Raw genomic sequence first — 23,064 nt, 5'->3', positions numbered from 1 at the left:
CCTCGCTGGTCGGACGGTTCGGTAAGAGGAGGGTGCGCGGCTAGCGCGCGTGCCGTGCGTAGCGCCACGCGAGCTCGGCCATCGGCCGCGCGCGCCGGCCGGCATCGAGCGCCTGCGCGCTCGATGCGGTGCCGTCGACGACGCGCTTCATGATGCCCTGCAGGATCGCGGCGATCCGGAACATGTTGTATGCGAGATAGAAATGCCAATTGTCGGGCATCGTGAGGCCCGTGCGCTCGCAGTAGCGCGCGACGTAATGCGCTTCGTCGGGAATCCCGAGCGCGCGCAGATCGAGCCCGGAGATGCCGCGAAAGCTTTCGGGCGCGACGTGCCACGCCATGCAGTGGTACGCGAAATCGGCGAGCGGATCGCCGAGCGTCGACAGTTCCCAGTCGAGCACCGCGAGCACGCGCGGCGCGTGCGGATCGAATATCAGATTGTCGAGCCGATAGTCGCCGTGCACGATCGACACGCGCGCGCCGTTCTCGGACTCGGGCGGCAGATGCCGAGGCAGCCAGTCGATCAGCCGATGCATCGCATCGATCGGCTCGGTTTCCGACGCGAGATACTGCTTGCTCCAGCGCGCGATCTGGCGCGCGAGATAGTTGCCGGACTTGCCGTAACCGGCGAGCCCGACCGCCTGCGGATCGATCGAATGCAGCGCGGCGATCACGCGGTTCATCTCGTCGTAATGGCGGCCGCGCTCGGCGGGCGTCATGCCGGGCAGCGACGGATCCCACAGCACGCGGCCGTCGACGAACGCCATCACGTAGAACGCACGGCCGATCACGCTTTCGTCGTCGCCAAGCGCGAGCATCGGCGCGACGGGCACGTCGGTGCCGGCGAGCGCGGCCATCACGCGATACTCGCGCTCGATCGCGTGCGCGGACGGCAGCAGCTTCGCCGCGGGCGCGGGCTTCGCGCGCAGCACGTAGCTGCGCGCGGGCGTGACGAGCTTGAACGTCGGATTCGACTGGCCGCCCTTGAACTGCTCGACGGCAAGCGGGCCGGCGAAGCCGTCGACATGCTTCGCGAGCCACGCGGCGAGCGCGTCCACGTCGAAGCGCTGCGCGTCGCCGACGGGGCGCGTGCCTTCGAATGCGGCGTAATCGGTCTGCCTGGATTTCGGATCGTGCCCGGCTGCCATCGTCTCCTCCGGATCCGCGCGACGCGCCTACTCTCGCGCGCTTTGCAAGAACTGGTGATACAGCACTTCCATCGTCGTGTTGCGGACGTCGCGGTGCAGCGCTTCGGGCGGCGAATAATTGACGAGCCGCACGACCCAGTCGTCGTCGCGCTCGCCGACGTCGAGCGCGTTGATGCAGCCCGCGGACTGCGACAGCGTGCCGATGAAGAGCCGGTGCCCGGGCACCGTCGCATGCGACAGCAGCGCGCAGTTCACGCCGCCGTGCAGCACGAGCAGCACCGTGTCCCACGACGGATCGGCGCGCAACGCGGCGAGCGGCGGCAGCACGCGGTCGATCAGCTCGCCGATCGTCTCGCCGCCGAGAAAGCGCGTGTGCTCGGCGACGATGCCGTCGAGCACGCGCAGGAACGCGGCTTCCTGCTCCTCGGGCGGAATGTCGGCCAGGAAGCCGCCGCGAATTTCGCGCCACGCGGGCTCGATGTCGATGCCGAGTGGCTGGCCGGTCTCGGCGAGCACGCGCTGCGCGGTTTCGATCGTGCGCGGCAGGCCGCTCGCGATCACGCGGTCGAAGTGCACGTTCTGTTCGGCGAACACGCGGCCGGCCGCGGCCGCCTGCATCCGGCCGCGCTCGTTGAGCGGCACGGCGTCCTGGTCGAACGGGCGGCCGCTCGCGTCGAAGTAGGTGACGTCGCCATGCCGCATCAGATAGATGCGGCGGCGTTTCGGCAATTGATAGGACATGGGTGGGCGTCAGCGTTTGTAGACAGGGGCGCGCTTGTCGAGGAACGCGGTGATGCCTTCGAGCGCGTCCACGTGATGCAGCGACGCGACGAAGTGATCGCGCTCGGCGGCGAGATGCGCGGCGAGCGGCTGCGTCTGCGCGTCGGCGATCAGCGACTTGATTCGCGCAAGCGCGTTCGGCGACATCCTGCCGATCTCGTCGGCCCAGGCGATCGCCTCGTCGCGCGCGGCGCCCGGCTTCGTCAGCCGGTTCACGACGCCGAGCTCGCGCAGCCGCGTCGCGGCGGCCGGCTTGCCTTCGAACAGGATCTCGGCCGCGAGCGCGCGTGGCAGCGCGCGCGCGAGGAACCACGAGCCGCCGCCGTCGGGCGTGAGCGCGACGCGCGCATACGACATCACGAACTTCGCGTCGTCGGCGGCGACGAGCAGGTCGCACGCGAGCGCGAGCGAGAAGCCCGCGCCCGCGGCCGCGCCTTCGACCGCCGCGATCACGGGCTTCGTCACAGTGTTGATCGCGGTGACCCACTCGCCGAGCAGATCGATGCTCGCCGCCTGCACGGACGGGTCCTTCGCGCGATTGTCGAGCAGCCGGTTCAGGTTGCCGCCCGCGCAGAAGAAGCGGTCTGCGCCCGTCAGCACGACCGCTCGGATCGACGGATCGCGTTCCGCCGTGTTCAGCGCTTCGAGGCCGGCGGCATACATGTCGGGATGCAGCGCGTTGCGCGCGCCGGGGTTGGACAGCGTGAGGACGAGCGTCGATTCGCTTTCCGGCGGGCGCGACGCGAGCAGTTCTGCGCTCATGCAGTGAGTCTCCTTGAATTCGACAGGCGTCGGCAGCGGTGCGTCGCGCCCGTGCGTCGCGACGCAAATGTCGCGGCGCGCTGCGAAGTTGCTTTAGACTAGCATGAACGTGCTTTTCGGCGTCACGCCGACCGACGCGCGGGACACATCGCGTGCGGCCTTTTCCCATGAAGAAGGAGACTTTGATGCTGCGGCTCTGTGGCTCACCGTTGTCCAATTATTACAACAAGGTCAAGTTCGTCCTGCTCGAGCACGATATTCCGTTCGACGAAACGCTTGTCAAGCTTCCGATCGACGATCCCGCGCTACTTGCCGACATGCCGCTCGGCAAGGTGCCGTTTCTGCTGACCGAACACGGCTCGCTCTGCGAATCGCAGGCGATCGTCGAATATCTTGCCGCGATCCATTCGGACAAGCGCATTTTCCCGGCCGACCCGTTCGACGCGGCGAAGGCGCGCGAGATCACGACGGTGCTCGAACTGTATCTCGAATGGAACGTGCGCGAACTGTTTCCGGAGGCGTTCTTCGGCGGCAAGGTGAGCGACGGCACGAAGGCGCACGTCGAGAAGCGCATGCCGCGCGCGCTCGACGGTTTCAAGCGGCTCGCGAAGTTCTCGCCCTACGTGCTCGGCGATACGTTCTGCATTGCCGACATCGCCGCGTTCGTCCATCTGCCGATCGTCGCGCTCGCGACGAAGGCGATCTACGGCCGCGATTTCATCGCCGACGCCGGGATCGACTGGAAGGCATACGTGAAGCGCATCGAGGAAGAGCGGCCGGCAGCGAAGCGCGTGAGAGATGAGCGCAAGGCGTTCATCGCGGGGCTCGCGCAGCAGGCTTGATGCGGCGGGCGTGATGCCCCGCGCCTGCGCCGCGTTGCTCGGGACTACAGGCGCGCGAGCCGTTCGAGCGCGGTGGCGAGGGTGTCTTCGCGCTTCGCGAAGCAGAAGCGCACGACGCCCGATTCATGCGGCTCGTGATAGAACGCCGACACCGGAATCGCGGCGACGCCGATTTCGGTCGTCAGCCATTTCGCGAACTCCGCTTCCGGCAGATCGCTGATCGCCGAATAATCGACGCACTGGAAATACGTGCCCGCGCAAGGCAACAACTCGAAGCGCGTGTTCGCGAGCCCCGCGCGGAAGAAGTCGCGCTTCTTCTGATAGAACGCGGGCAGCGTCAGATACGGCTCGGGATCGCGCAGATATTCGGCGAGGCCGAACTGCATCGGCGTGTTGACCGTGAACACGTTGAACTGGTGCACCTTGCGGAACTCGGCCATGAGCGGCGCGGGCGCGGCGACGTAGCCGACCTTCCAGCCCGTCACGTGGAAGGTCTTGCCGAAGCTCGACACGACGATGCTGCGCGCGGCGAGCTCCGGGTAGCGGGCGACGCTCTCGTGCCGCGCGCCGTCGTAGACCATGTGCTCGTAGACCTCGTCGGACACGATCAGCAGATTGGTGCCGCGCACGATGTCCTCGAGCGCGCGCATGTCCGCCTCGCGCCAGACGGTGCCCGTCGGGTTGTGCGGCGTGTTGATCAGGATCGCGCGCGTTTTCGGCGTGATCGCCGCGGCGAGCGTGTCGAACGGAATCGCGTAGTCGGGCGCGTTCAGCGTGACGAACACGGGCGTCGCGCCCGCCAGCTCGATCGACGGCAGATAGCTGTCGTAGGTCGGCTCGATCACGATCACCTCGTCGCCCGGATGCACCGCGCACAGGATCGCCGTCAGGAGCGCCTGCGTCGCGCCCGCCGTCACGGTGATCTCGGTGGCGGCATCGTAGCGGCGGCCGTAAAGCTGCTCGATCTTGTCGGCGATCGCTTCGCGCAGCGGCGCGACGCCCGCCATCGGCGGATACTGGTTGTGGCCGTCGCGCATCGCGTGCGCGACCGCGTCGACGATGCGCGGATCGCAGTCGAAATCGGGAAAGCCCTGGCCGAGATTGACCGCGCCGTTTTCCGCGGCGAGCGCGCTCATGACCGTGAAAATCGTCGTGCCGACGTCGGGCAGGCGCGAGAGGAGAGTGGGCGTCGTAGGCATGTCGTGCGGTGCGTTCATCGTGGCTTGCGCGAAAAGGGGTTGGGCGGGCGCGTCGCTTACGCCGGCTCGGATGCGCCGGCTGCGAGCGCACTGGCGGCGAACGGCGCGGGCTGCGCGATCCGGAAACCGAAGTCGCGCTCGGTGCGGCGCGTGAGCTTCAACAGCGCGCGATCCTTCGATACGAGCCAGTCGGCGCGCGCCGCATACGCGAGTTCGAGGAATTTCTGGTCGTCGCGATCGCGGCACTTCGGCAGCGGGCGCGGCGGCGCGTCGTCGTCGGGCGAAGGCGTGGCCGGGCCGGCAGGCAACGGCGGGCCCGCGCGGCCCGCTTGCGCGGGCGGCGCATGCCGCAGGTCCGCTCCGTTCAGCGCATCGCCGCGATCGGGCTCCGCGACGCGCTCCGACAGGCGCGCGACCGTTGCGAGCGCGGCGGCCTTGTCGACCGCGCGCGCCCTGAACTGCGGGTAGTCGAGCACGCGCTCGAGCTCGACCAGGCAGCGGACGTCGATGAGCGCCGTGATGGCGCCCGTTTCGAGGGCATCGCGGATCGGGCGGGCGTCGGGGTCGTCGAACACGAGGATGTCGATCCAGACGTTCGAATCGAGCACTACGCGGCGACCGGCGCGGGGAGCGTCGGAACTGGGCATTCGTTACAATCGGTGGTTTTCATCTGACTGCACGGCACGGCGTGCTGGCGAGCCTCTATGATAATCGTTCTCTCCCCGGCGAAATCGCTCGACTACGAAACCCCGCCCCACGTTTCCCACCACACGCTGCCTCAGTTCGCCGACGACGCGGCCGCGCTGATCGACGAGCTGCGCCGGCTGTCGCCGCAGCAGATCGGCACGCTGATGAGCATTTCCGATCCGCTCGCGCGCCTGAATTTCCAGCGCTACGCGGACTGGTCGCGCACGTCGACGCCGGTGAACGCGAAGCAGGCGGTGCTCGCATTCAACGGCGACGTCTACGAGGGCCTCGACGCGCGCTCGCTGTCGTCCGACGATCTCGACTACGCGCAGCGGCACGTTCGCGTGCTGTCGGGGCTCTACGGGCTGCTGCGGCCGCTCGACCTGTTGCAGCCTTACCGGCTCGAAATGGGCACGCGCTTCGCGAACACGCGCGGCAAGGATCTGTACGCGTTCTGGGGCGAGCGGATCACGCACGCGCTGAACGCCGAGCTGAAGACGCGCGGCGGCGCCTCGCGCGTGCTCGTCAATTGCGCGTCGGCCGAGTACTTCAAGTCGGTGAAGCCGAAGCTGCTCGACGCGCGCGTCGTCACGCCGGTGTTCGAGGACTGGAAGGACGGCCGCTACAAGATCATCAGCTTCCATGCGAAGCGCGCGCGCGGACTGATGGCGCGCTACGTCGTCGAAGGGCGGATCGGCTCGCCCGACGCGCTGAAGGATTTCGCATCGGAAGGCTATGCGTTCGACGAAGCGGCGTCGAACGACGATACCTACGTGTTTCGCCGCCGTGTCGGCGCTTGAGCGGACGGCGACCGGCATATCCGGCGGCCCGGTGCGGCCGCCGCAACCAGGAGATGCAATGACTCTCTCGATTACGAGCAATTTCGACGCGGGCGCGATCGACGTGGTGTCGTGCGAGCGCGCGGACGCGATCCGGCTGCGCGTGCGCGGCGACAATCGCGCCGAGTTCGCGCAGTGGTTCTACTTCCGGCTGACGGGCGCGCGCGGCGAGCGTTGCGTGATGACGTTCGAGAACGCGAACGACTGCGCGTATCCGGAGGGCTGGCGCGACTACCGCGCGGTCGCGAGCTACGACCGGGTCAACTGGTTCCGCGTGCCGACGTCTTACAACGGCCAGGTGCTGACGATCGACCATACGCCCGATTTCGACAGCATCCATTACGCGTATTTCGAGCCGTACAGCGAAGAGCGCCATTCGGAGTTTCTCGGCGCGGTCCAGCAGATGCCGCAAGCGAGCGTCGTCGAGCTGGGCCGTACGGTCGAAGGGCGGCCGATGTCGCTCGTCGTGCTCGGCACGCCCGACGAAGCGGGCGTCGCGAAGAAGAAGGTGTGGATCATCGCGCGCCAGCATCCGGGCGAGTCGATGGCGGAATGGTTCGTCGAAGGGCTCGTGAAGCGGCTCGCCGGCTGGGGCGACTGGTCGGGCGATCCGGTCGCGCGCAAGCTGTACGATCACGCGACGTTCTACATCGTGTCGAACATGAATCCGGACGGCAGCGTGCACGGCAACCTGCGCACGAACGCGGCAGGCGCGAACCTGAATCGCGAATGGATGGAGCCGGACGCCGGGCGCAGCCCCGAAGTGCTCGTCGTGCGCGACGCGATTCATACGATCGGCTGCGATCTGTTCTTCGACATCCACGGCGACGAGGATCTGCCGTACGTGTTCGCGGCCGGCTCGGAGATGCTGCCGGGCTTCACCGAGCAGCAGCGCGTCGAGCAGCACGCGTTCATCGAGGCGTTCAAGCGCGCGAGCCCTGATTTTCAGGACGAGCGCGGCTATCCGCCCGGCAAGTACAGGGAGGATGCGCTCAAGCTCGCGTCGAAGTACATTGGCCACCGGTTCGGCTGCTTGTCGCTGACGCTCGAGATGCCGTTCAAGGACAACGCGAATCTGCCCGACGAGCACGTCGGCTGGAACGGCGCGCGCAGCGCGTCGCTCGGTGCGGCGATGTTGGACGCGATCCTCGAGCACGTGCGGGCATTCGCCTGAGCGCCGCCTGAGCGCTCGCCCCGCTGCGGCGGATGCGCGGATCGGGCGCGCATGAAAAAGCCGGAGCCGCATCGTTGCGCTCCGGCTTTTTTGCGTCCGGCCGATGGGCCGGTATGCGGATGAGCAGATGGGCCGATGACGGCGCGTTCTACGCGTGGGCCGCCGCCGTCGCGGCCGGCTCGATCCGATGTCCGCCCCGGCGTCCGACCGGACGCGTCACGACTTGCGCGCCGAGCGTTTCTTCACGGCTTTCTTCGTCGTGCTCGATTTCTTCGTCGACGTCGCGCGCTTGCTGCTCTTGCCTGTCGCTTTCGCGCTGACCTTGCTTTTGCCCGAGTGCGCGCGCAGCTTCTTCTTCGACGATGTCGCGCGCTCGACACGCGGCTTCGCGGGCGGCACCGGATCGTTCCAACTGAACGCGAGCATTTGCGTGCCGACGTAGCCGCAGCGGAATTTCAGATGCTCCGGCTCGCCGCCGCTGCCGCGCACGCCGAGGCCCTCGACGGTCACGATGTTGTCGACCTTCACGCGCTGCTTGCCTTCGTCGAACGAATCGTTCCAGGGCGTGATCGATGCGCTGCCGGTGTCGAACGCGTTCGGGGGAAACTCGACGTGATCGAAAGCGCTCGACGTGCTGGCGATGAAGCTGCCGTGCGCGGCGCAATCCGCGACGAGCGGATCGGCATGCATTTCGTTGACGTACTTGTTGACGAGTTCGGTGCGTTGATCGAGCAAGTCGGCGAACGCGGGCGCGGCGAACGTGAGCGACAGGCCCGCGACACAGGCCGTCAGCTTGCCGAGCGCGCCGAGCAGGCGATGCGAGGCGGGAAAGCTGTCCATCTGGAGGTATGAGATAAGCGCGATAGAGACACCAGGCACATGAGATGCCCGATGAAGAGCAGGGTTCCATCTTAGCGTAATTTTTCGGCGTCGCAGTAGAGCGATTGCCCGTATGGCCGGGGCGTGCGCGTGCGTTCGCGCCGGCGATCAGGCGGTCAGACGGCCGCGCTCACGCGCGCGGCCCGCCGAGACGATAGCGGCGCACGTCGGAGGTCGTGACCCACGCGGGCCGGTAGACCGCGATCAGCGCGGTCGCCATGCCGGTGAACCACGCCTCGCCGAGGGCGAGCAGCAATGCGTTCAGCGCATAGCCGGACGGCACGACGACGAGCGTGCCCTCGGCGAGCGCGATCTGCACGCCGGCCGCTGCCGCCGCGACGACGCCCACCGCAATCGCAGGCGACACGAAGCCCTGGCCGACGATGAGCGCGGGCAGGTTGTGCGGCAGCCATGCGAGCGCGGCGCGTTGCAGCAGCGTCGATACGGCGACGGGCAGTGCGCCATAGACGAGATAGGTGAGTCCGACGCCTTGCCACGTCGCATCGAACACGATCGCCGCGACGCCGATCACGGCCGCCATCCCGACGAGCGCGAGGGTCCAGTCGAACAGCGTGACAAGCAGCGTCGCGCCGAGGAGATGCATGACGAGGCCGTCGTCGAGCCAAGCGTTGGATGCCCACAGCACCGTGATCGTGGTCACGAGCGCGAGCCACACGTGTTGCAGCGTCGCGTCCTGCAGGCGGCCGAACGGGTGTTTCCACAGCGCGAGGGCGAGCAGGCCCACGGCGGCGATCCAGCCACCGACAGCAACCCAGAACGGAAGCGGCGTGTAGAGGAAACCCATGTTTTTATATTACTCGTTGAATACAAAAGATGGGAATGGATTCACCCTCTACGCGGGTTTTACCGGCTATTCGTTCGCCTTGAACAGCGCGTCCGGTTCGGCTGCGATGAGTGGCTGGGCAGACGATTCGTTTTCGGCTGCGAGCGGGTACGGGTGGCGGGCTTTCGCCGGGCGCAGCGGCACGGGGCCGGGCGCGCCGTGTACGGGTTTGGGCGAAGTCTCGCGTGCGGACAGCAGCACTTCGAGATGCGGCGGCAGCCAGCCGTTGTAGATCGCGACCGCGGCGGCGCGATTTGTCGCACCCAACTGCTGGAAGATGCTGGCCAGATGGATCTTGACCGTGCCTTCGCTGATGCCGAGCGTGCGCGCGATCATCTTGTTGGTGCTGCCCATGTGGACGAACCGCATGATTTGCGCCTGGCGCGGCGACAGCAAACTGCACGGCGAGCGCTTTCTGCGCGGCAACTGGCTGATGATCGCTTCGACGCGGCCGTCCCTAACGCGCGCGGCCGGCTCGGTGAGATTGAGCGCGCTCGGCGGCACGTAGTACCCGCCGAGCAGCACCATTTCGAGCGCGCGGACGATGAGGTGCGGGCGCGTGGAACGCGGAATGACGCCGAGCACGCCGGCGTCGAAGAGCGCTTGCGCGTGCTCGGGCGAGGCGTCGTCGGTGAGTGCGGCGACGGGCGTGGGCGCGCAAGCCTGGCAAAGCGCACGCAGATCGCCGAGCCGCTTGATGTCCTGCCAGTCGACCGCGATCAAGTCGAAGCTTTGCAACTTGATGAGCCGTTGCGCCTGCCGCCAGTCCTTGGCGTCGTTGTAGCCGGCGTGTCGGTCGATTTGACGCAGCAGGGTTTTCAAGCCGTCGCGACGCTCCGCGTTCGAATTGAGCACCAGAAACCTCATGTTATGCCTCCGCTTATCCGATTGATCGAGAAAACGACGAGTGCCATCTCCGCAATAATGACAAAGACATTACAGGATGTCGGCCTAGCTGAAAGTCATAAGAAAAATTCGGACAAGCGAAAGCGCGAAGGCCGCCCCGAGCGGGAGCTCGGGGCGGCCTTCGACGGAGCGCTTGCGCCCGGCGGCGCGGCGCCGGGCAGGCTTTAGTGGAAGTGCGGCTGCGCGGGCGTCGCGTCCTCCGGCATCTCCGCATGGACGATCTCGCCGAGCGGGTCCGCGTACAACGGGACGCCGCAATCGTCGCAATATTCGGGTTCGAAGCGGCCGGCGTGGCGGCGGATGTCGGTCACGCCCGCTTCCTTCAGCAGCGAGGCGATTTCTTCGAGCGGGCCGTCGGCGGGGGCCTCGGCTTCGAGCGTCGCCTCGTCGATCGATGCCTCGCCGTTCTCGCGGCCGTAGAGCGGCCAGACGACCCCGTAGATGACGTCGTTGTTGCCGCGGCGAGTGAAGGCGACGCGATATTCGTCGATCCGCCGCTCGCCGAAGCCCGCGATCACGGCTCTCAACTCCTGCGGCGCGGCGCCGATCGTGTCGAACAGATAGCGGATCGCGGTGCGCACGGTGTGCGGACGGATTCGCTCGTCGGCGTCGCGGCACGCGGAGTAGTACGCGTCGGGCAGCAGGCACTCGAATTCGCAGCCGGGGAGCGCGGCGGACAAGTTGACGCCGCCCTGTGCGGCCCACTGCTCGAGGCATTGGCCGCGCTCGATGCGCGAGCCGTGCTCTTCTTCCTGCCAGCGGAAGAGCGGGGCGCCGGCGGGCGCGGCGACGACGGCGAGCAGGAAGCGCGGATCAGCCAGGATAGGCGACGTCTCGGGCAGGTCGCCGTAGTTGAGCTTGACCGGATGGTTGCCGAGCGCCGCGTGCGCGAGCTGTTGCGCGAGGCGGTAAGTTTCGACGTGATGGCGCGGCAGTTGATCGATGCTGTAGAGAAAGGGCGCCATCGCGACGAGCGTGCCTTGCGCGAGCACGTGCGCTTGCAAGTGGGTGCGCAACACGTCGGCGATCTCGGTCTTGAGCGCGCCGGACGGAATCATGTACCGGGTCCACGCGAGCACGGGGATCGCGACGAGGAGCGCTTCGTACGGCTTGCCGTCATGCTCGACGGACAGGGACTCGCTGTGCGTCTCGGCCATGTCGGCGAGAGCGCCGTAGGCGTCCGGGTGATTCTGCTGGAGATGATCGAGCGCGGCGTCGAGCGTGGTCTGGTTGCCGTTGCGGACGATCTTTGCGAGCAAGGCGTCGAGCTTGGCTTCCCAGAAGCGATCTTCGACGCGGCTGCCGGACGCAAACAGCGCGAGCGACAGACCGACCAGTTTGTCGGCATCGGGGGGGAGGCGTTTAGCGGTTCGCTGGCGCATAGATTGACATGGTTGGATGCGAGGAACCTGTCATTTTAGTCCGTTCCGCGTTTGTTCAGCGGTTTGCCGACCTTCCGGCAGTCTTCCTTATGGAAGATAGGCGAGCGCGTTCGAAGTGTGAATATATAGGGGAGCAAAAAAATTTTCGAAACCCTCTTGCGGGGTACGAAGCTTATGCCTAAAATCACGCCTCTTTCGCGCTGCGGCGAACGCGGCGCGAAGGGGGGGAGTGGGAAGTCTTGAGCTCGGGCAGTACGGTCGACCGCGAGGACGAACGGGAGCGCGAGACGGCGATGACGAGGTTTCGGTGGCGCGGCGGTAAAAAAGTTGTTGACGCGCTACGAATAAGTGATCATAATCTCATTTCTCTGCTGCTGACAACGCAGCGCTGCTGAGAAGGCGGTGGCAAGTAGTGAAATCTTCTCGCAGATGTGCTCTTTAACAATGAACAGCCGATAAGTGTGGGCGCTTGATGTGGCGGACGATCTTCGGATCGCGAGCAAAAGTATCAAGAGTCTCACACTAAAGTAAGTCAGGTTTGTGAAGCAATTCACGACCTGTCAGCTTTGAGTGAGCGACCGGTTGGAAACAACCGAAAACAGTAACAGGCATTGAACTGAAGAGTTTGATCCTGGCTCAGATTGAACGCTGGCGGCATGCCTTACACATGCAAGTCGAACGGCAGCGCGGACTTCGGTCTGGCGGCGAGTGGCGAACGGGTGAGTAATACATCGGAACATGTCCTGTAGTGGGGGATAGCCCGGCGAAAGCCGGATTAATACCGCATACGATCTGAGGATGAAAGCGGGGGACCTTCGGGCCTCGCGCTATAGGGTTGGCCGATGGCTGATTAGCTAGTTGGTGGGGTAAAGGCCTACCAAGGCGACGATCAGTAGCTGGTCTGAGAGGACGACCAGCCACACTGGGACTGAGACACGGCCCAGACTCCTACGGGAGGCAGCAGTGGGGAATTTTGGACAATGGGCGCAAGCCTGATCCAGCAATGCCGCGTGTGTGAAGAAGGCCTTCGGGTTGTAAAGCACTTTTGTCCGGAAAGAAATCCTCTGCCCTAATATGGCGGGGGGATGACGGTACCGGAAGAATAAGCACCGGCTAACTACGTGCCAGCAGCCGCGGTAATACGTAGGGTGCGAGCGTTAATCGGAATTACTGGGCGTAAAGCGTGCGCAGGCGGTTCGCTAAGACCGATGTGAAATCCCCGGGCTCAACCTGGGAACTGCATTGGTGACTGGCGGGCTAGAGTATGGCAGAGGGGGGTAGAATTCCACGTGTAGCAGTGAAATGCGTAGAGATGTGGAGGAATACCGATGGCGAAGGCAGCCCCCTGGGCCAATACTGACGCTCATGCACGAAAGCGTGGGGAGCAAACAGGATTAGATACCCTGGTAGTCCACGCCCTAAACGATGTCAACTAGTTGTTGGGGATTCATTTCCTTAGTAACGTAGCTAACGCGTGAAGTTGACCGCCTGGGGAGTACGGTCGCAAGATTAAAACTCAAAGGAATTGACGGGGACCCGCACAAGCGGTGGATGATGTGGATTAATTCGATGCAACGCGAAAAACCTTACCTACCCTTGACATGGTCGGAATCCTGCTGAGAGGCGGGAGTGCTCGAAAGAGAACCGGCGCACAGGTGCTGCATGGCTGTCGTCAGCTCGTGTCGTGAGATGTTGGGTTAAGTCCCGCAACGAGCGCAACCCTTGTCCTTAGTTGCTACGCAAGAGCACTCTAAGGAGACTGCCGGTGACAAACCGGAGGAAGGTGGGGATGACGTCAAGTCCTCATGGCCCTTATGGGTAGGGCTTCACACGTCATACAATGGTCGGAACAGAGGGTCGCCAACCCGCGAGGGGGAGCCAATCCCAGAAAACCGATCGTAGTCCGGATTGCACTCTGCAACTCGAGTGCATGAAGCTGGAATCGCTAGTAATCGCGGATCAGCATGCCGCGGTGAATACGTTCCCGGGTCTTGTACACACCGCCCGTCACACCATGGGAGTGGGTTTTACCAGAAGTGGCTAGTCTAACCGCAAGGAGGACGGTCACCACGGTAGGATTCATGACTGGGGTGAAGTCGTAACAAGGTAGCCGTATCGGAAGGTGCGGCTGGATCACCTCCTTTCTCGAGCTTAAATCCGCGAAGTTGAGCGCTCACGCTTATCGGCTGTAAATCAGGACAGACTCAGGGGTCTGTAGCTCAGTCGGTTAGAGCACCGTCTTGATAAGGCGGGGGTCGTTGGTTCGAATCCAACCAGACCCACCAATTGTCTGGCGAGAAGGGAACCTGAGTGTCTCTGTACGGGGGCATAGCTCAGCTGGGAGAGCACCTGCTTTGCAAGCAGGGGGTCGTCGGTTCGATCCCGTCTGCCTCCACCACAATCTTCAATGACAAGCGTTCGACATGAGTCGAATCTTTGTCCTTGGCGATTGAGCCAGTCAGAGTGATGCAGGCAACTGTATCGGCTGTCGTTCTTTAACAATCTGGAAGAAGTAAGTAATTTGGATAGCGGAAGCGTCTTTGAGATGGACGTGGAAGTTATCCGGGTTGTGATTGTATCGATGTATCTCAAGATGATTCGAACTTCATGTTCGGCTCCCTACGGGAGTGGGACCAGAGTAAGCGCTAAAGCGCTAACACTGGTCGACATCAAATTGGAATACGGCACAAGCGAGAACTCAACCTGTAGCGGCTGTCATCCCCATTCGGGGATGGGGCCATCGTAAGCGCTAAAGCGCTAACGATGGCCGACATGAGACAGACTCGTTATAGGGTCAAGCGAACAAGTGCATGTGGTGGATGCCTTGGCGATCACAGGCGATGAAGGACGCGGTAGCCTGCGAAAAGCTACGGGGAGCTGGCAAACGAGCTTTGATCCGTAGATGTCCGAATGGGGAAACCCACTCCTTTTGGAGTATCCATGACTGAATACATAGGTCATGTGAGGCGAACGCGGTGAACTGAAACATCTAAGTAACCGCAGGAAAAGAAATCAACCGAGATTCCCAAAGTAGTGGCGAGCGAAATGGGAAGAGCCTGTACTCTTTATTTGTATTGTTAGCCGAACGCTCTGGAAAGTGCGGCCATAGCAGGTGATAGCCCTGTAGGCGAAAACAGTATGAAAGAACTAGGTGTACGACAAGTAGGGCGGGACACGTGAAATCCTGTCTGAAGATGGGGGGACCATCCTCCAAGGCTAAATACTCGTGATCGACCGATAGTGAACCAGTACCGTGAGGGAAAGGCGAAAAGAACCCCGGGAGGGGAGTGAAATAGATCCTGAAACCGCATGCATACAAACAGTCGGAGCCTCTTCGGGGGTGACGGCGTACCTTTTGTATAATGGGTCAGCGACTTACGTTCAGTAGCAAGCTTAACCGAATAGGGCAGGCGTAGCGAAAGCGAGTCCGAATAGGGCGTTCAGTTGCTGGGCGTAGACCCGAAACCAGGTGATCTATCCATGGCCAGGATGAAGGTGCGGTAACACGTACTGGAGGTCCGAACCCACTAACGTTGAAAAGTTAGGGGATGAGCTGTGGATAGGGGTGAAAGGCTAAACAAACCTGGAAATAGCTGGTTCTCTCCGAAAACTATTTAGGTAGTGCCTCGTGTCTCACCTTCGGGGGTAGAGCACTGTCATGGTTGGGGGGTCTATTGCAGATTACCCCGCCATAGCAAACTCCGAATACCGAAGAGTGCAATCACGGGAGACAGACATCGGGTGCTAACGTCCGGTGTCAAGAGGGAAACAACCCAGACCGCCAGCTAAGGTCCCCAAATATGGCTAAGTGGGAAACGAAGTGGGAAGGCTAAAACAGTCAGGAGGTTGGCTTAGAAGCAGCCACCCTTTAAAGAAAGCGTAATAGCTCACTGATCGAGTCGTCCTGCGCGGAAGATGTAACGGGGCTAAGCCATATACCGAAGCTGCGGATGCGTGCTTGCACGCATGGTAGGAGAGCGTTCCGTAAGCCTGCGAAGGTGCACTGTAAGGTGTGCTGGAGGTATCGGAAGTGCGAATGCTGACATGAGTAGCGATAAAGGGGGTGAAAGGCCCCCTCGCCGTAAGCCCAAGGTTTCCTACGCAACGTTCATCGGCGTAGGGTGAGTCGGCCCCTAAGGCGAGGCAGAAATGCGTAGCTGATGGGAAGCAGGTCAATATTCCTGCACCGTCGTTAGATGCGATGGGGGGACGGATCGCGGAAGGTTGTCCGGGTGTTGGAAGTCCCGGTCGCTGCATTGGAGAAGGCGCTTAGGCAAATCCGGGCGCAGGATTCAAGGGTGTGGCGCGAGCTCCTTCGGGAGCGAAGCAATTGGAAGTGGTTCCAAGAAAAGCCTCTAAGCTTCAGTCTAACGATGACCGTACCGCAAACCGACACAGGTGGGCGAGATGAGTATTCTAAGGCGCTTGAGAGAACTCGGGAGAAGGAACTCGGCAAATTGGTACCGTAACTTCGGGATAAGGTACGCCCTGGTAGCTTGATGCGCCTGCGCGCAGAGGGTGAAGGGGTTGCAATAAACTGGTGGCTGCGACTGTTTAATAAAAACACAGCACTCTGCAAACACGAAAGTGGACGTATAGGGTGTGACGCCTGCCCGGTGCCGGAAGATTAAATGATGGGGTGCAAGCTCTTGATTGAAGTCCCGGTAAACGGCGGCCGTAACTATAACGGTCCTAAGGTAGCGAAATTCCTTGTCGGGTAAGTTCCGACCTGCACGAATGGCGTAACGATGGCCACACTGTCTCCTCCCGAGACTCAGCGAAGTTGAAGTGTTTGTGATGATGCAATCTACCCGCGGCTAGACGGAAAGACCCCATGAACCTTTACTGTAGCTTTGCATTGGACTTTGAACCGATCTGTGTAGGATAGGTGGGAGGCTATGAAACCGGAACGCTAGTTTCGGTGGAGCCGTCCTTGAAATACCACCCTGGTTTGTTTGAGGTTCTAACCTTGGCCCGTGATCCGGGTCGGGGACAGTGCATGGTAGGCAGTTTGACTGGGGCGGTCTCCTCCCAAAGCGTAACGGAGGAGTACGAAGGTACGCTAGGTACGGTCGGAAATCGTGCTGATAGTGCAATGGCATAAGCGTGCTTAACTGCGAGACCGACAAGTCGAGCAGGTGCGAAAGCAGGTCATAGTGATCCGGTGGTTCTGTATGGAAGGGCCATCGCTCAACGGATAAAAGGTACTCTGGGGATAACAGGCTGATACCGCCCAAGAGTTCATATCGACGGCGGTGTTTGGCACCTCGATGTCGGCTCATCTCATCCTGGGGCTGTAGCCGGTCCCAAGGGTATGGCTGTTCGCCATTTAAAGAGGTACGTGAGCTGGGTTTAAAACGTCGTGAGACAGTTTGGTCCCTATCTGCCGTGGGCGTTGGAAGTTTGAAGGGGGCTGCTCCTAGTACGAGAGGACCGGAGTGGACGAACCTCTGGTGTACCGGTTGTGACGCCAGTCGCATCGCCGGGTAGCTATGTTCGGAAGAGATAACCGCTGAAAGCATCTAAGCGGGAAACTCGCCTTAAGATGAGACTTCCCCGGGGACTTGATCCCCTTGAAGGGTCGTTCGAGACCAGGACGTTGATAGGTCGGGTGTGTAAGCGCAGTAATGCGTTCAGCTAACCGATACTAATTGCCCGTAAGGCTTGATCCTATAACAAGTCTGTCTCGATAGCCGTTAGCGCTTCAGCGCTTACGGATATCGAGCGTCGAGTGCAAGGCACTCGACGTACAGCGGTTGAAGTACCGCGTATGTGTGAGATACAACCTCACAACCCAAAATTACTGCTTCTTCCAAGATTGGTTGCGCTGCCAAGCAGCGCAACAACCCTCTTTGCCTGATGACCATAGCGAGTCGGTCCCACCCCTTCCCATCCCGAACAGGACCGTGAAACGACTCCACGCCGATGATAGTGCGGATCCCCGTGTGAAAGTAGGTAATCGTCAGGCTCCTCCTCTTGAAACCCCCGTCCCTCACAGGCGGGGGTTTCGCCTTTTACCCCAGCCTCAACAAAAACAACGCGCGCATTGCGCTCTCTCATCGTAAGCGCACGCGCGCGTGCCGGATCCGCAAATCGGCAGCCGAGCTCGCGCTGATGCAGCGCGCGAACGACATGACGCTGCGCGTTCATCAAGCGGTGGCCGCAATCTTGAGAGAGGGCATCAGTGCCGACGAGGTGCTCGATTTCACCGACACCGCACATCGAGCGGTGGGCGCGCGGCGCGGATCGACATTCTGCATCGTGCTGTTTGGGCCCGATACTGCGTATCCTCATGGCGTCAAGCATCCGAAGCGGCTCGAGCGCAACGACATGGTACTGATCGATACGGGCTGCCAACTGTACGACTACCACTCCGACATCACGCGCACATATGTGTTCGGCGAGGCGAGCGCGCGTCAGCGCGAAGTCTGGGCGCACGAGAAGCAGGCGCAACGCGTCGCCTTCGAACGCGTGAGGGCCGGCATGGCGGCTGAAGAGGGCGATCGCGCGGTCCGCGACTATCTGAAATCCGTCGGCTATGGTCCGGATTATGCGCTGCCGGGTCTACCGCATCGAACGGGCCACGGAATCGGGCTCGACATCCACGAATGGCCCTATCTCGTCGGAGGCGATCGAACAGTACTCGACGAGGGCATGTGCTTCAGTATCGAGCCGATGCTTTGCGTTCCGAACGAATTCGGAATTCGTCACGAGGATCACGCATACATCACGGCCGACGGTTCGCGCTGGTTCACGCAACCGGCAAAAAGCACCGACGATCCGTTCGGGCTCGGTTGAACGTCTGCGCCGCCGCAGGTGAGGTGCCGACGGTATCGATATCGCTCGCGCGATGTCTTTGCCGGGCAGCCACTCGCCGTGACGAGCATGCCGACCCGCTCGCCGCGTCATGCAGCCGACCGGCGGATCGATCGGGGAGCGCGCTTCGTAGAGGCCGTGGCGACGAGAAGCGTCGAACTGCTAACCGTTTGCAGCGGCCCATGCCCACAACGGTAACTGGCTTGTACGGCAGGCATCGCGTTTCCGGGGCGCGACGCGCATCGCATGGCTCCGCGGACGCGTGACGGGCGGATCCGCGCGGCACATGGGCGAAACATCGGCGAAACATGGGCGCATGCCGACGTCGATCGTCCGTTCTGACTGAAGGTTGCATTTGTTTAAGCGCGACGAAAATTTAAGCTTGACGCAATTTGGGGCGAAAGGTAGTTTTTTCTGCAGCCGGCCGCCAACAAACGGCTGCGTGCGCTTATTGACATCAATCTGGACATCCGATGATCGACCAACTGAAATACAGTTTCACCGACCTCGCACGATACAACGCATCGGTTGTCGACACGCACGCGGGCCTCTCGCGCCTGATCGACGCGTTGCAACTCGACGCGCTCGTGATCACGTCGCAGGACGAGTACATCTCGGAATGGTTGCCGCGCTGCAATAATCCGCGCTACGCGTTGTCCGGATTCGACGGGTCGGTCGGCTCCGGTGTGTTTCTGAGCGTGGCGGCCGCGAAGCGGATCGGCACGCCGCAATTCGTGTTGTTCGTCGACGGCCGCTACCATCTGCAGGCGGAGAATCAGTGCGATCCGGCACTCGTGCGCGTCGAGAAACTGGAGCTCAACGTTGCGATGTGGCCGGCGATCGGCGACTGGCTCGCGACCCATGCGGCCGACATCGGCCGCGTCGGCTACGATGCGCCGCGCATGAGCGTCGCTCAGCGCGCGTGCCTGTTTGCGCAAACGGAGCGCGCCGGGTTGCAATGGTCGAGCCTCGCCGGCCGCGAGATCGACAAGGCGATCGCGCTGCCAGGCTGGCGCGTCGAGCGACCGATCTTCGAGTTGCCGCGATCGGTGACGGGCGTCGGCATCGCGGAGAACATCGCGACGCTGAACAAGCGGATTGGCGAGCATCTCGGCGGACCGCGCGCGAAGGTCGCGTTCGTGACCTGCGCAGCGGACGATCTGAGCTATCTGTTGAATAGTCGTGGCTACCATCTGCCGTATGCCTCGTCGCATGTCGGCTTTCTGTTCGTCGTCGGCGAAGCGGTCGCGCTGTTCCTGCCGGAGGGCTTCGATCGCTGTCCGGTACAGATCGACTCGTATCCGGCGCTGCACGTGATCCGCAACGACGCCGCCGCGCTCGAGCGCTTTCTCGCGCAGTTCGACGTCGAGCACATATGCTACGGTTTCCAGGCGGTCAACTGCGCGCTACCCGACACGGTGCGCAGCGTATGGCCCGACGCCCGTCATGTCGACTACAACCCGGTGGAAGCAATGCGCGTGAGCAAGACGCCGGAGGTGCTCGGCCAGTTCCGCGATGCGTTCGCGCGCAGTTCCGAGGCGATTGCCGAGGCGATGCGCTGGGCGAAGACGGGCGAGCCTGGCAAGCGGCACTCCGAATACGATCTCGCGCACGTGATCAGCGACGCATACGCCGCGCGTTCGGCCGTGGCGCTGAGCTTCACGACGGTCGCGGCGAACGGGGCGAACAGCGCGTCCGCGCACTATACGGCGGTGAGCCCCGACGTCGATCTGACTGAAGGCGAACTGGTGCTGCTCGATAGCGGCGCTTACTTCGACGGCGGTTTCGCGACCGACTGCACGCGCGTCGTGTTGCGCCGCACGCGCGCCGATACGCGGCCGCAGCCGTGGCAGCGCGAGATCTACACGGTCGCGCTGAAGGCGTGCATCAAGGGGCTCGTTACGCGCTTTCCGGAAGCGGCAACGGGCGCGGACGTCGACGCCGCCGTGCGCGGCGTCTGCCGCGAGCACGGCTACGACTACAACCACGGCACCGGGCACGGGATCGGTATTCACGTGCACGAAGGCGGCGTGCGGTTCAACCTGGGCGCCCAATATGGCCTCGTGCCGAACGCCGTGATTTCGGTGGAGCCGGGCATCTATTTGCCGGGCAAGGGCGGCGTGCGCATCGAGAACATCGTCGTGATCCACCCGAGCGAACGGGAGCCGGGCATGATGGAGTTCGAGAACCTCGTGACCGTCGGCTACGACTGGGATCTTGTCGATGTCGATCTGCTCACCGACGACGAGCGCGCTTATCTGCGTGACTACGAGCGGTTGTGCGTCGAGCGAGGGACGCACGTGACGGATTGTCCGCTGCTGTAACGACAAACCAGTGCGCGGCCGGGTGCGCGCCGCATGGCGAAAAGGGCGCTGCCGAACAATTGTTCGGCAGCGTTCTTTTTCGAGCGATCGACGAGCAGACCGATGACGGCGCGACGAGGCGCGACGACTCGGCCTCGTGTCGCCGTCCGTGCGCATCACGCGACGCGCGTCTCGTTCCAGCGGTTCGCGCGTCGGAACGTGCCGATGTCGTTGAAGCGCACGCCGACCGCGCGCATTGCCGCGTGCGCCCGCTTCGCGGTCAATTGCCGAATGTAGAACGGATCGCGCACGACGAAGTGGTGAATCGCATGCGTGCTGCCGAAGTTGAAGCAGAACAATTGCACCGGGAGCAGCCACCACGGATTCAGCACTTGCGTCTGCTGAATGACGTTGCGCGAATCGATGTCGCCGTAGTAGTGCATGTTCGAGCTGATGAAGTTGATGCAGAAGCTGCGCACGAAGTTCGGCCCGAGCCATGTCACCGCGAGGAAGTCGACGACATGCATCGCCTGCTGGGCGAGCGCCGGCACGTCCGGCTGGTAGCCGAGCGCGTGCAGTGTGAAGAGTCCGACGTGATAGGCGATGAACGCATGCCACAGCACGTAGTAGACGTGGCCGACCGGCATGTACGACATGAGCTGCTCGATGCGCAGCCGCACCCGATCGGCGCGTTCCTGCGCGGGCTGCGCGGCGACGTACTGCAACACTTTGCGGCGCATGCCGAGCGGGCGCAGCGCGACGGCGAGCATGCCGTCCGCGAGCATCAGCAGACGCTTCAGGCCCCAGCGCTCGCCATTGGTGATTCCGTACTCTTCGAGATCGGATTCGCCGCCCGACACCTTGTGATGGTGCAGATGCATCCGGCGGCGCGTCCACGGATTGATCGTGCCGGGCCGGGTGAGCCAGCAGAGCGTCATCATCAGGTGATAAGCCCACGGCGTCTTCTTGAAGTACATCAAGTGGATCAGATCATGCTCGAGCTCGTGGATCAGCGACGTCGCGAGCGTCGCGATCGGCAGCGCGATGTACCACGCGATCATGCCCGTCGCGTACAGATACGCGCCGCCGAGCAGCGTCGCGACGCACAGCGCCATCACGGCCGCGCCGATCAGATTCTGGTGGTCGAGCAACGGATATTGCGCGCGCAGCGCATCGCTCGCGGCGTTGACCTCGTTGCGGACATACGCGACCTTCTCCGCGTCATTCTTGAAGCGCAAAGTCTTGTTCATTGTTCGAATCCGTTCCCTGAAATCGGCGGTTTGCCGATGAGATCATCTTAGAGCCGTCCGCATCTTCGCCGTGATAGCCGGTTGTGCCAAAGAGCGAGTCATTTGAGGCCAATTTGCGGCATTGCGATGTGTCATCTGAGGCCATCCGTCGCTATAATCGGCCGGTCACTGCACGGAGTCGAAGCATGGCCATGTCTGTTCCGGACCCCACGAGGCAATTGAACAAGGCGACCGTATCGTCCGCCTACGCGCTCTTCATGCTGATGCTCGCGGAAGAGCGCGGCATCGCCGATGCGGACCTTCTCGCGAACACGGGTGTCACGCGCGCGAAGCTCGAGGAGCCGGACACGCGCATCACGCCGTTGCAGCAGGCGGCAATCGTGTTCAATTTGATCGGGATGACGAACGATCCGTCGATCGCGGTCGAGATCGGCTTGCGAAGCAGCCTGACGAAGTCGGGGCTCATCGGCTTCGGCCTGATGAGCTGCGCCACGCTCGGCGAGGCGATCCAGCTCGGCATCCGTTATCTGCCGACGCGCGTGCCGTTCTTTTCGGTGCGGCTGACGGAACTCGAGCATACAGTGCAGATCGACATCCTCGAAGCGTTTCCGCTCGGCAGGCTGCGGCAGTTCGCCGTCGAGAACTTCATGGTCGAGACGGCGATCCTGTTCAACTCGCTGCTGACACCGTCGCATGACAAGACGATGAAGTCGAACGCCGAGCTATGCTTCGAGTGGCCCGAGCCGCCTTATTTCGCGCGCTATCGTGACCGTCTGCCGCGCTGCCATTTCGGTGCGCCCGCCAATCAGATCCGTTGCGAGGCCGCGCTGCTCGACGAGCCGATCAAGACCGCGAATGCGCACACGGCGCAGATGATCGTCCAGCAGTGTGAGGCGGAACTCGCGCGGCTCGGCTATGCGGAGAGCATCGTCGAGCGCGTGCGCAATCTGCTGATACGCGGCAGCGACGGCTATCCGTCGCTCGATGCGCTCGCGCGCGAGTTGCATCTCTCCGAGCGCACGCTCAAGCGCAAGCTGAGCGACTACGGCACGACGTATTCGGCGCTGCTCGACGAGATCCGGCTGCGCGATGCGCTGCGCCTGCTCGAGGGTACGCAACTGACGGTCGAGGAGATCGCGGCGCGCGTCGGCTATACGGATCGAGCCAACTTCAGCCGTGCGTTTCGGCGCTGGACCGGCACGTCGCCGAGCGGCCGGCGCCGGATGTGAAACGCGCCTTCCGGGCGCGCATCGC

The 23,064-nt window shown here is 62.9% G+C and carries 16 protein-coding genes, 2 tRNA genes and 3 rRNA genes; 11 read left to right on the top strand and 10 right to left on the bottom strand.

Annotation, left to right across the window (positions count from 1 at the left end):
- Window positions 1-40 precede the first annotated feature (40 nt).
- The 3 genes from AQ610_RS13005 to AQ610_RS12995 are packed head-to-tail and all read right to left on the bottom strand — an operon-like array spanning window position 41 to window position 2,689.
- On the bottom strand, window positions 41-1,147 hold the full coding sequence (locus AQ610_RS13005; protein ID WP_006025125.1) for a phosphotransferase: 1,107 nt from the start codon (window positions 1,145-1,147) through the stop codon (window positions 41-43).
- 27 nt (window positions 1,148-1,174) lie between these two features.
- Complete coding sequence (locus AQ610_RS13000) at window positions 1,175-1,888, bottom strand: histidine phosphatase family protein (RefSeq protein WP_006025126.1); 714 nt, start codon at window positions 1,886-1,888, stop codon at window positions 1,175-1,177.
- A 9-nt stretch (window positions 1,889-1,897) separates the two neighbouring features.
- Window positions 1,898-2,689, bottom strand: coding sequence for an oxepin-CoA hydrolase, alternative type (locus AQ610_RS12995; protein WP_006025127.1), 792 nt, complete (start codon window positions 2,687-2,689; stop codon window positions 1,898-1,900).
- A 185-nt stretch (window positions 2,690-2,874) separates the two neighbouring features.
- Between AQ610_RS12995 and AQ610_RS12990 the strand changes: the two genes are divergently transcribed.
- The gene (locus tag AQ610_RS12990) at window positions 2,875-3,531 is read left to right on the top strand and encodes a glutathione S-transferase (protein ID WP_009911798.1); all 657 of its coding nucleotides are present in this window, start codon (window positions 2,875-2,877) and stop codon (window positions 3,529-3,531) included.
- Between the two features lie 44 nt (window positions 3,532-3,575).
- Here AQ610_RS12990 and AQ610_RS12985 read toward each other — a convergent pair whose 3' ends face one another.
- A complete protein-coding gene (locus AQ610_RS12985) occupies window positions 3,576-4,748 on the bottom strand; it encodes a pyridoxal phosphate-dependent aminotransferase (protein ID WP_006025129.1) in 1,173 nt (390 codons plus the stop codon).
- A gap of 38 nt (window positions 4,749-4,786) precedes the next feature.
- Window positions 4,787-5,377, bottom strand: a complete 591-nt coding sequence (locus AQ610_RS12980; RefSeq protein WP_043282118.1) for a PIN domain-containing protein — start codon at window positions 5,375-5,377, stop codon at window positions 4,787-4,789.
- A 57-nt stretch (window positions 5,378-5,434) separates the two neighbouring features.
- Here AQ610_RS12980 and yaaA point away from each other — a divergent pair, with 57 nt between their 5' ends.
- Both yaaA and AQ610_RS12970 read left to right on the top strand, forming a co-directional pair.
- Window positions 5,435-6,217, top strand: a complete 783-nt coding sequence (yaaA, locus tag AQ610_RS12975; protein ID WP_006025131.1) for a peroxide stress protein YaaA — start codon at window positions 5,435-5,437, stop codon at window positions 6,215-6,217.
- A 58-nt stretch (window positions 6,218-6,275) separates the two neighbouring features.
- Window positions 6,276-7,430: a M14 family metallopeptidase gene (locus tag AQ610_RS12970; protein ID WP_006025132.1), complete on the top strand. Its 1,155-nt coding sequence runs from the start codon at window positions 6,276-6,278 to the stop codon at window positions 7,428-7,430.
- Between the two features lie 216 nt (window positions 7,431-7,646).
- Here the strand turns inward: AQ610_RS12970 and AQ610_RS12965 are convergent, their stop codons facing one another.
- From AQ610_RS12965 to AQ610_RS12950, 4 genes are all read right to left on the bottom strand, one after another.
- Window positions 7,647-8,270, bottom strand: a complete 624-nt coding sequence (locus AQ610_RS12965; RefSeq protein WP_006025133.1) for a BspC domain-containing protein — start codon at window positions 8,268-8,270, stop codon at window positions 7,647-7,649.
- A gap of 169 nt (window positions 8,271-8,439) precedes the next feature.
- Complete coding sequence (locus AQ610_RS12960; protein WP_009911799.1) at window positions 8,440-9,114, bottom strand: energy-coupling factor ABC transporter permease; 675 nt, start codon at window positions 9,112-9,114, stop codon at window positions 8,440-8,442.
- A 66-nt stretch (window positions 9,115-9,180) separates the two neighbouring features.
- A complete protein-coding gene (locus AQ610_RS12955) occupies window positions 9,181-10,020 on the bottom strand; it encodes a response regulator transcription factor (protein WP_009911800.1) in 840 nt (279 codons plus the stop codon).
- 203 nt (window positions 10,021-10,223) lie between these two features.
- Window positions 10,224-11,441, bottom strand: coding sequence for a DUF2863 family protein (locus AQ610_RS12950; protein WP_006025136.1), 1,218 nt, complete (start codon window positions 11,439-11,441; stop codon window positions 10,224-10,226).
- 613 nt (window positions 11,442-12,054) lie between these two features.
- On the opposite strand from AQ610_RS12950, the gene AQ610_RS12945 reads away from it, so the two are divergent.
- The 7 genes from AQ610_RS12945 (at window position 12,055) to AQ610_RS12905 (ending at window position 20,581) form a co-directional block, all read left to right on the top strand.
- Window positions 12,055-13,585 (top strand): 16S ribosomal RNA (locus AQ610_RS12945).
- 64 nt (window positions 13,586-13,649) lie between these two features.
- Window positions 13,650-13,726 (top strand) — tRNA-Ile (locus tag AQ610_RS12940).
- A 37-nt stretch (window positions 13,727-13,763) separates the two neighbouring features.
- Window positions 13,764-13,839 (top strand) — tRNA-Ala (locus AQ610_RS12935).
- A gap of 394 nt (window positions 13,840-14,233) precedes the next feature.
- Window positions 14,234-17,113, top strand: a 23S ribosomal RNA gene (locus AQ610_RS12925).
- Window positions 17,114-17,296: 183 nt separating this feature from the next.
- Window positions 17,297-17,409: ribosomal RNA gene (gene rrf, locus AQ610_RS12915) — 5S ribosomal RNA — on the top strand.
- The 16S, 23S and 5S rRNA genes sit together here with 2 tRNA genes alongside, the layout of an rRNA operon.
- An 8-nt stretch (window positions 17,410-17,417) precedes the next feature.
- Complete coding sequence (locus AQ610_RS12910) at window positions 17,418-18,239, top strand: M24 family metallopeptidase (RefSeq protein WP_269465452.1); 822 nt, start codon at window positions 17,418-17,420, stop codon at window positions 18,237-18,239.
- A gap of 491 nt (window positions 18,240-18,730) precedes the next feature.
- Window positions 18,731-20,581, top strand: a complete 1,851-nt coding sequence (locus tag AQ610_RS12905) for a M24 family metallopeptidase (RefSeq protein ID WP_006029439.1) — start codon at window positions 18,731-18,733, stop codon at window positions 20,579-20,581.
- Window positions 20,582-20,736: 155 nt separating this feature from the next.
- Here AQ610_RS12905 and AQ610_RS12900 read toward each other — a convergent pair whose 3' ends face one another.
- Entirely contained in the window at window positions 20,737-21,810 is a 1,074-nt protein-coding gene (locus tag AQ610_RS12900; protein WP_006029440.1) for a fatty acid desaturase, read from the bottom strand.
- A gap of 185 nt (window positions 21,811-21,995) precedes the next feature.
- On the opposite strand from AQ610_RS12900, the gene AQ610_RS12895 reads away from it, so the two are divergent.
- Window positions 21,996-23,039: an AraC family transcriptional regulator gene (locus tag AQ610_RS12895; protein ID WP_009911803.1), complete on the top strand. Its 1,044-nt coding sequence runs from the start codon at window positions 21,996-21,998 to the stop codon at window positions 23,037-23,039.
- Window positions 23,040-23,064: the final 25 nt, after the last annotated feature.

The sequence above is a fragment of the Burkholderia humptydooensis genome, assembly GCF_001513745.1.
Lineage (GTDB): Bacteria > Pseudomonadota > Gammaproteobacteria > Burkholderiales > Burkholderiaceae > Burkholderia > Burkholderia humptydooensis.
Note: the sequence above shows the minus strand (reverse complement) of the source record. Positions and strands in the feature narration are given on the sequence as shown.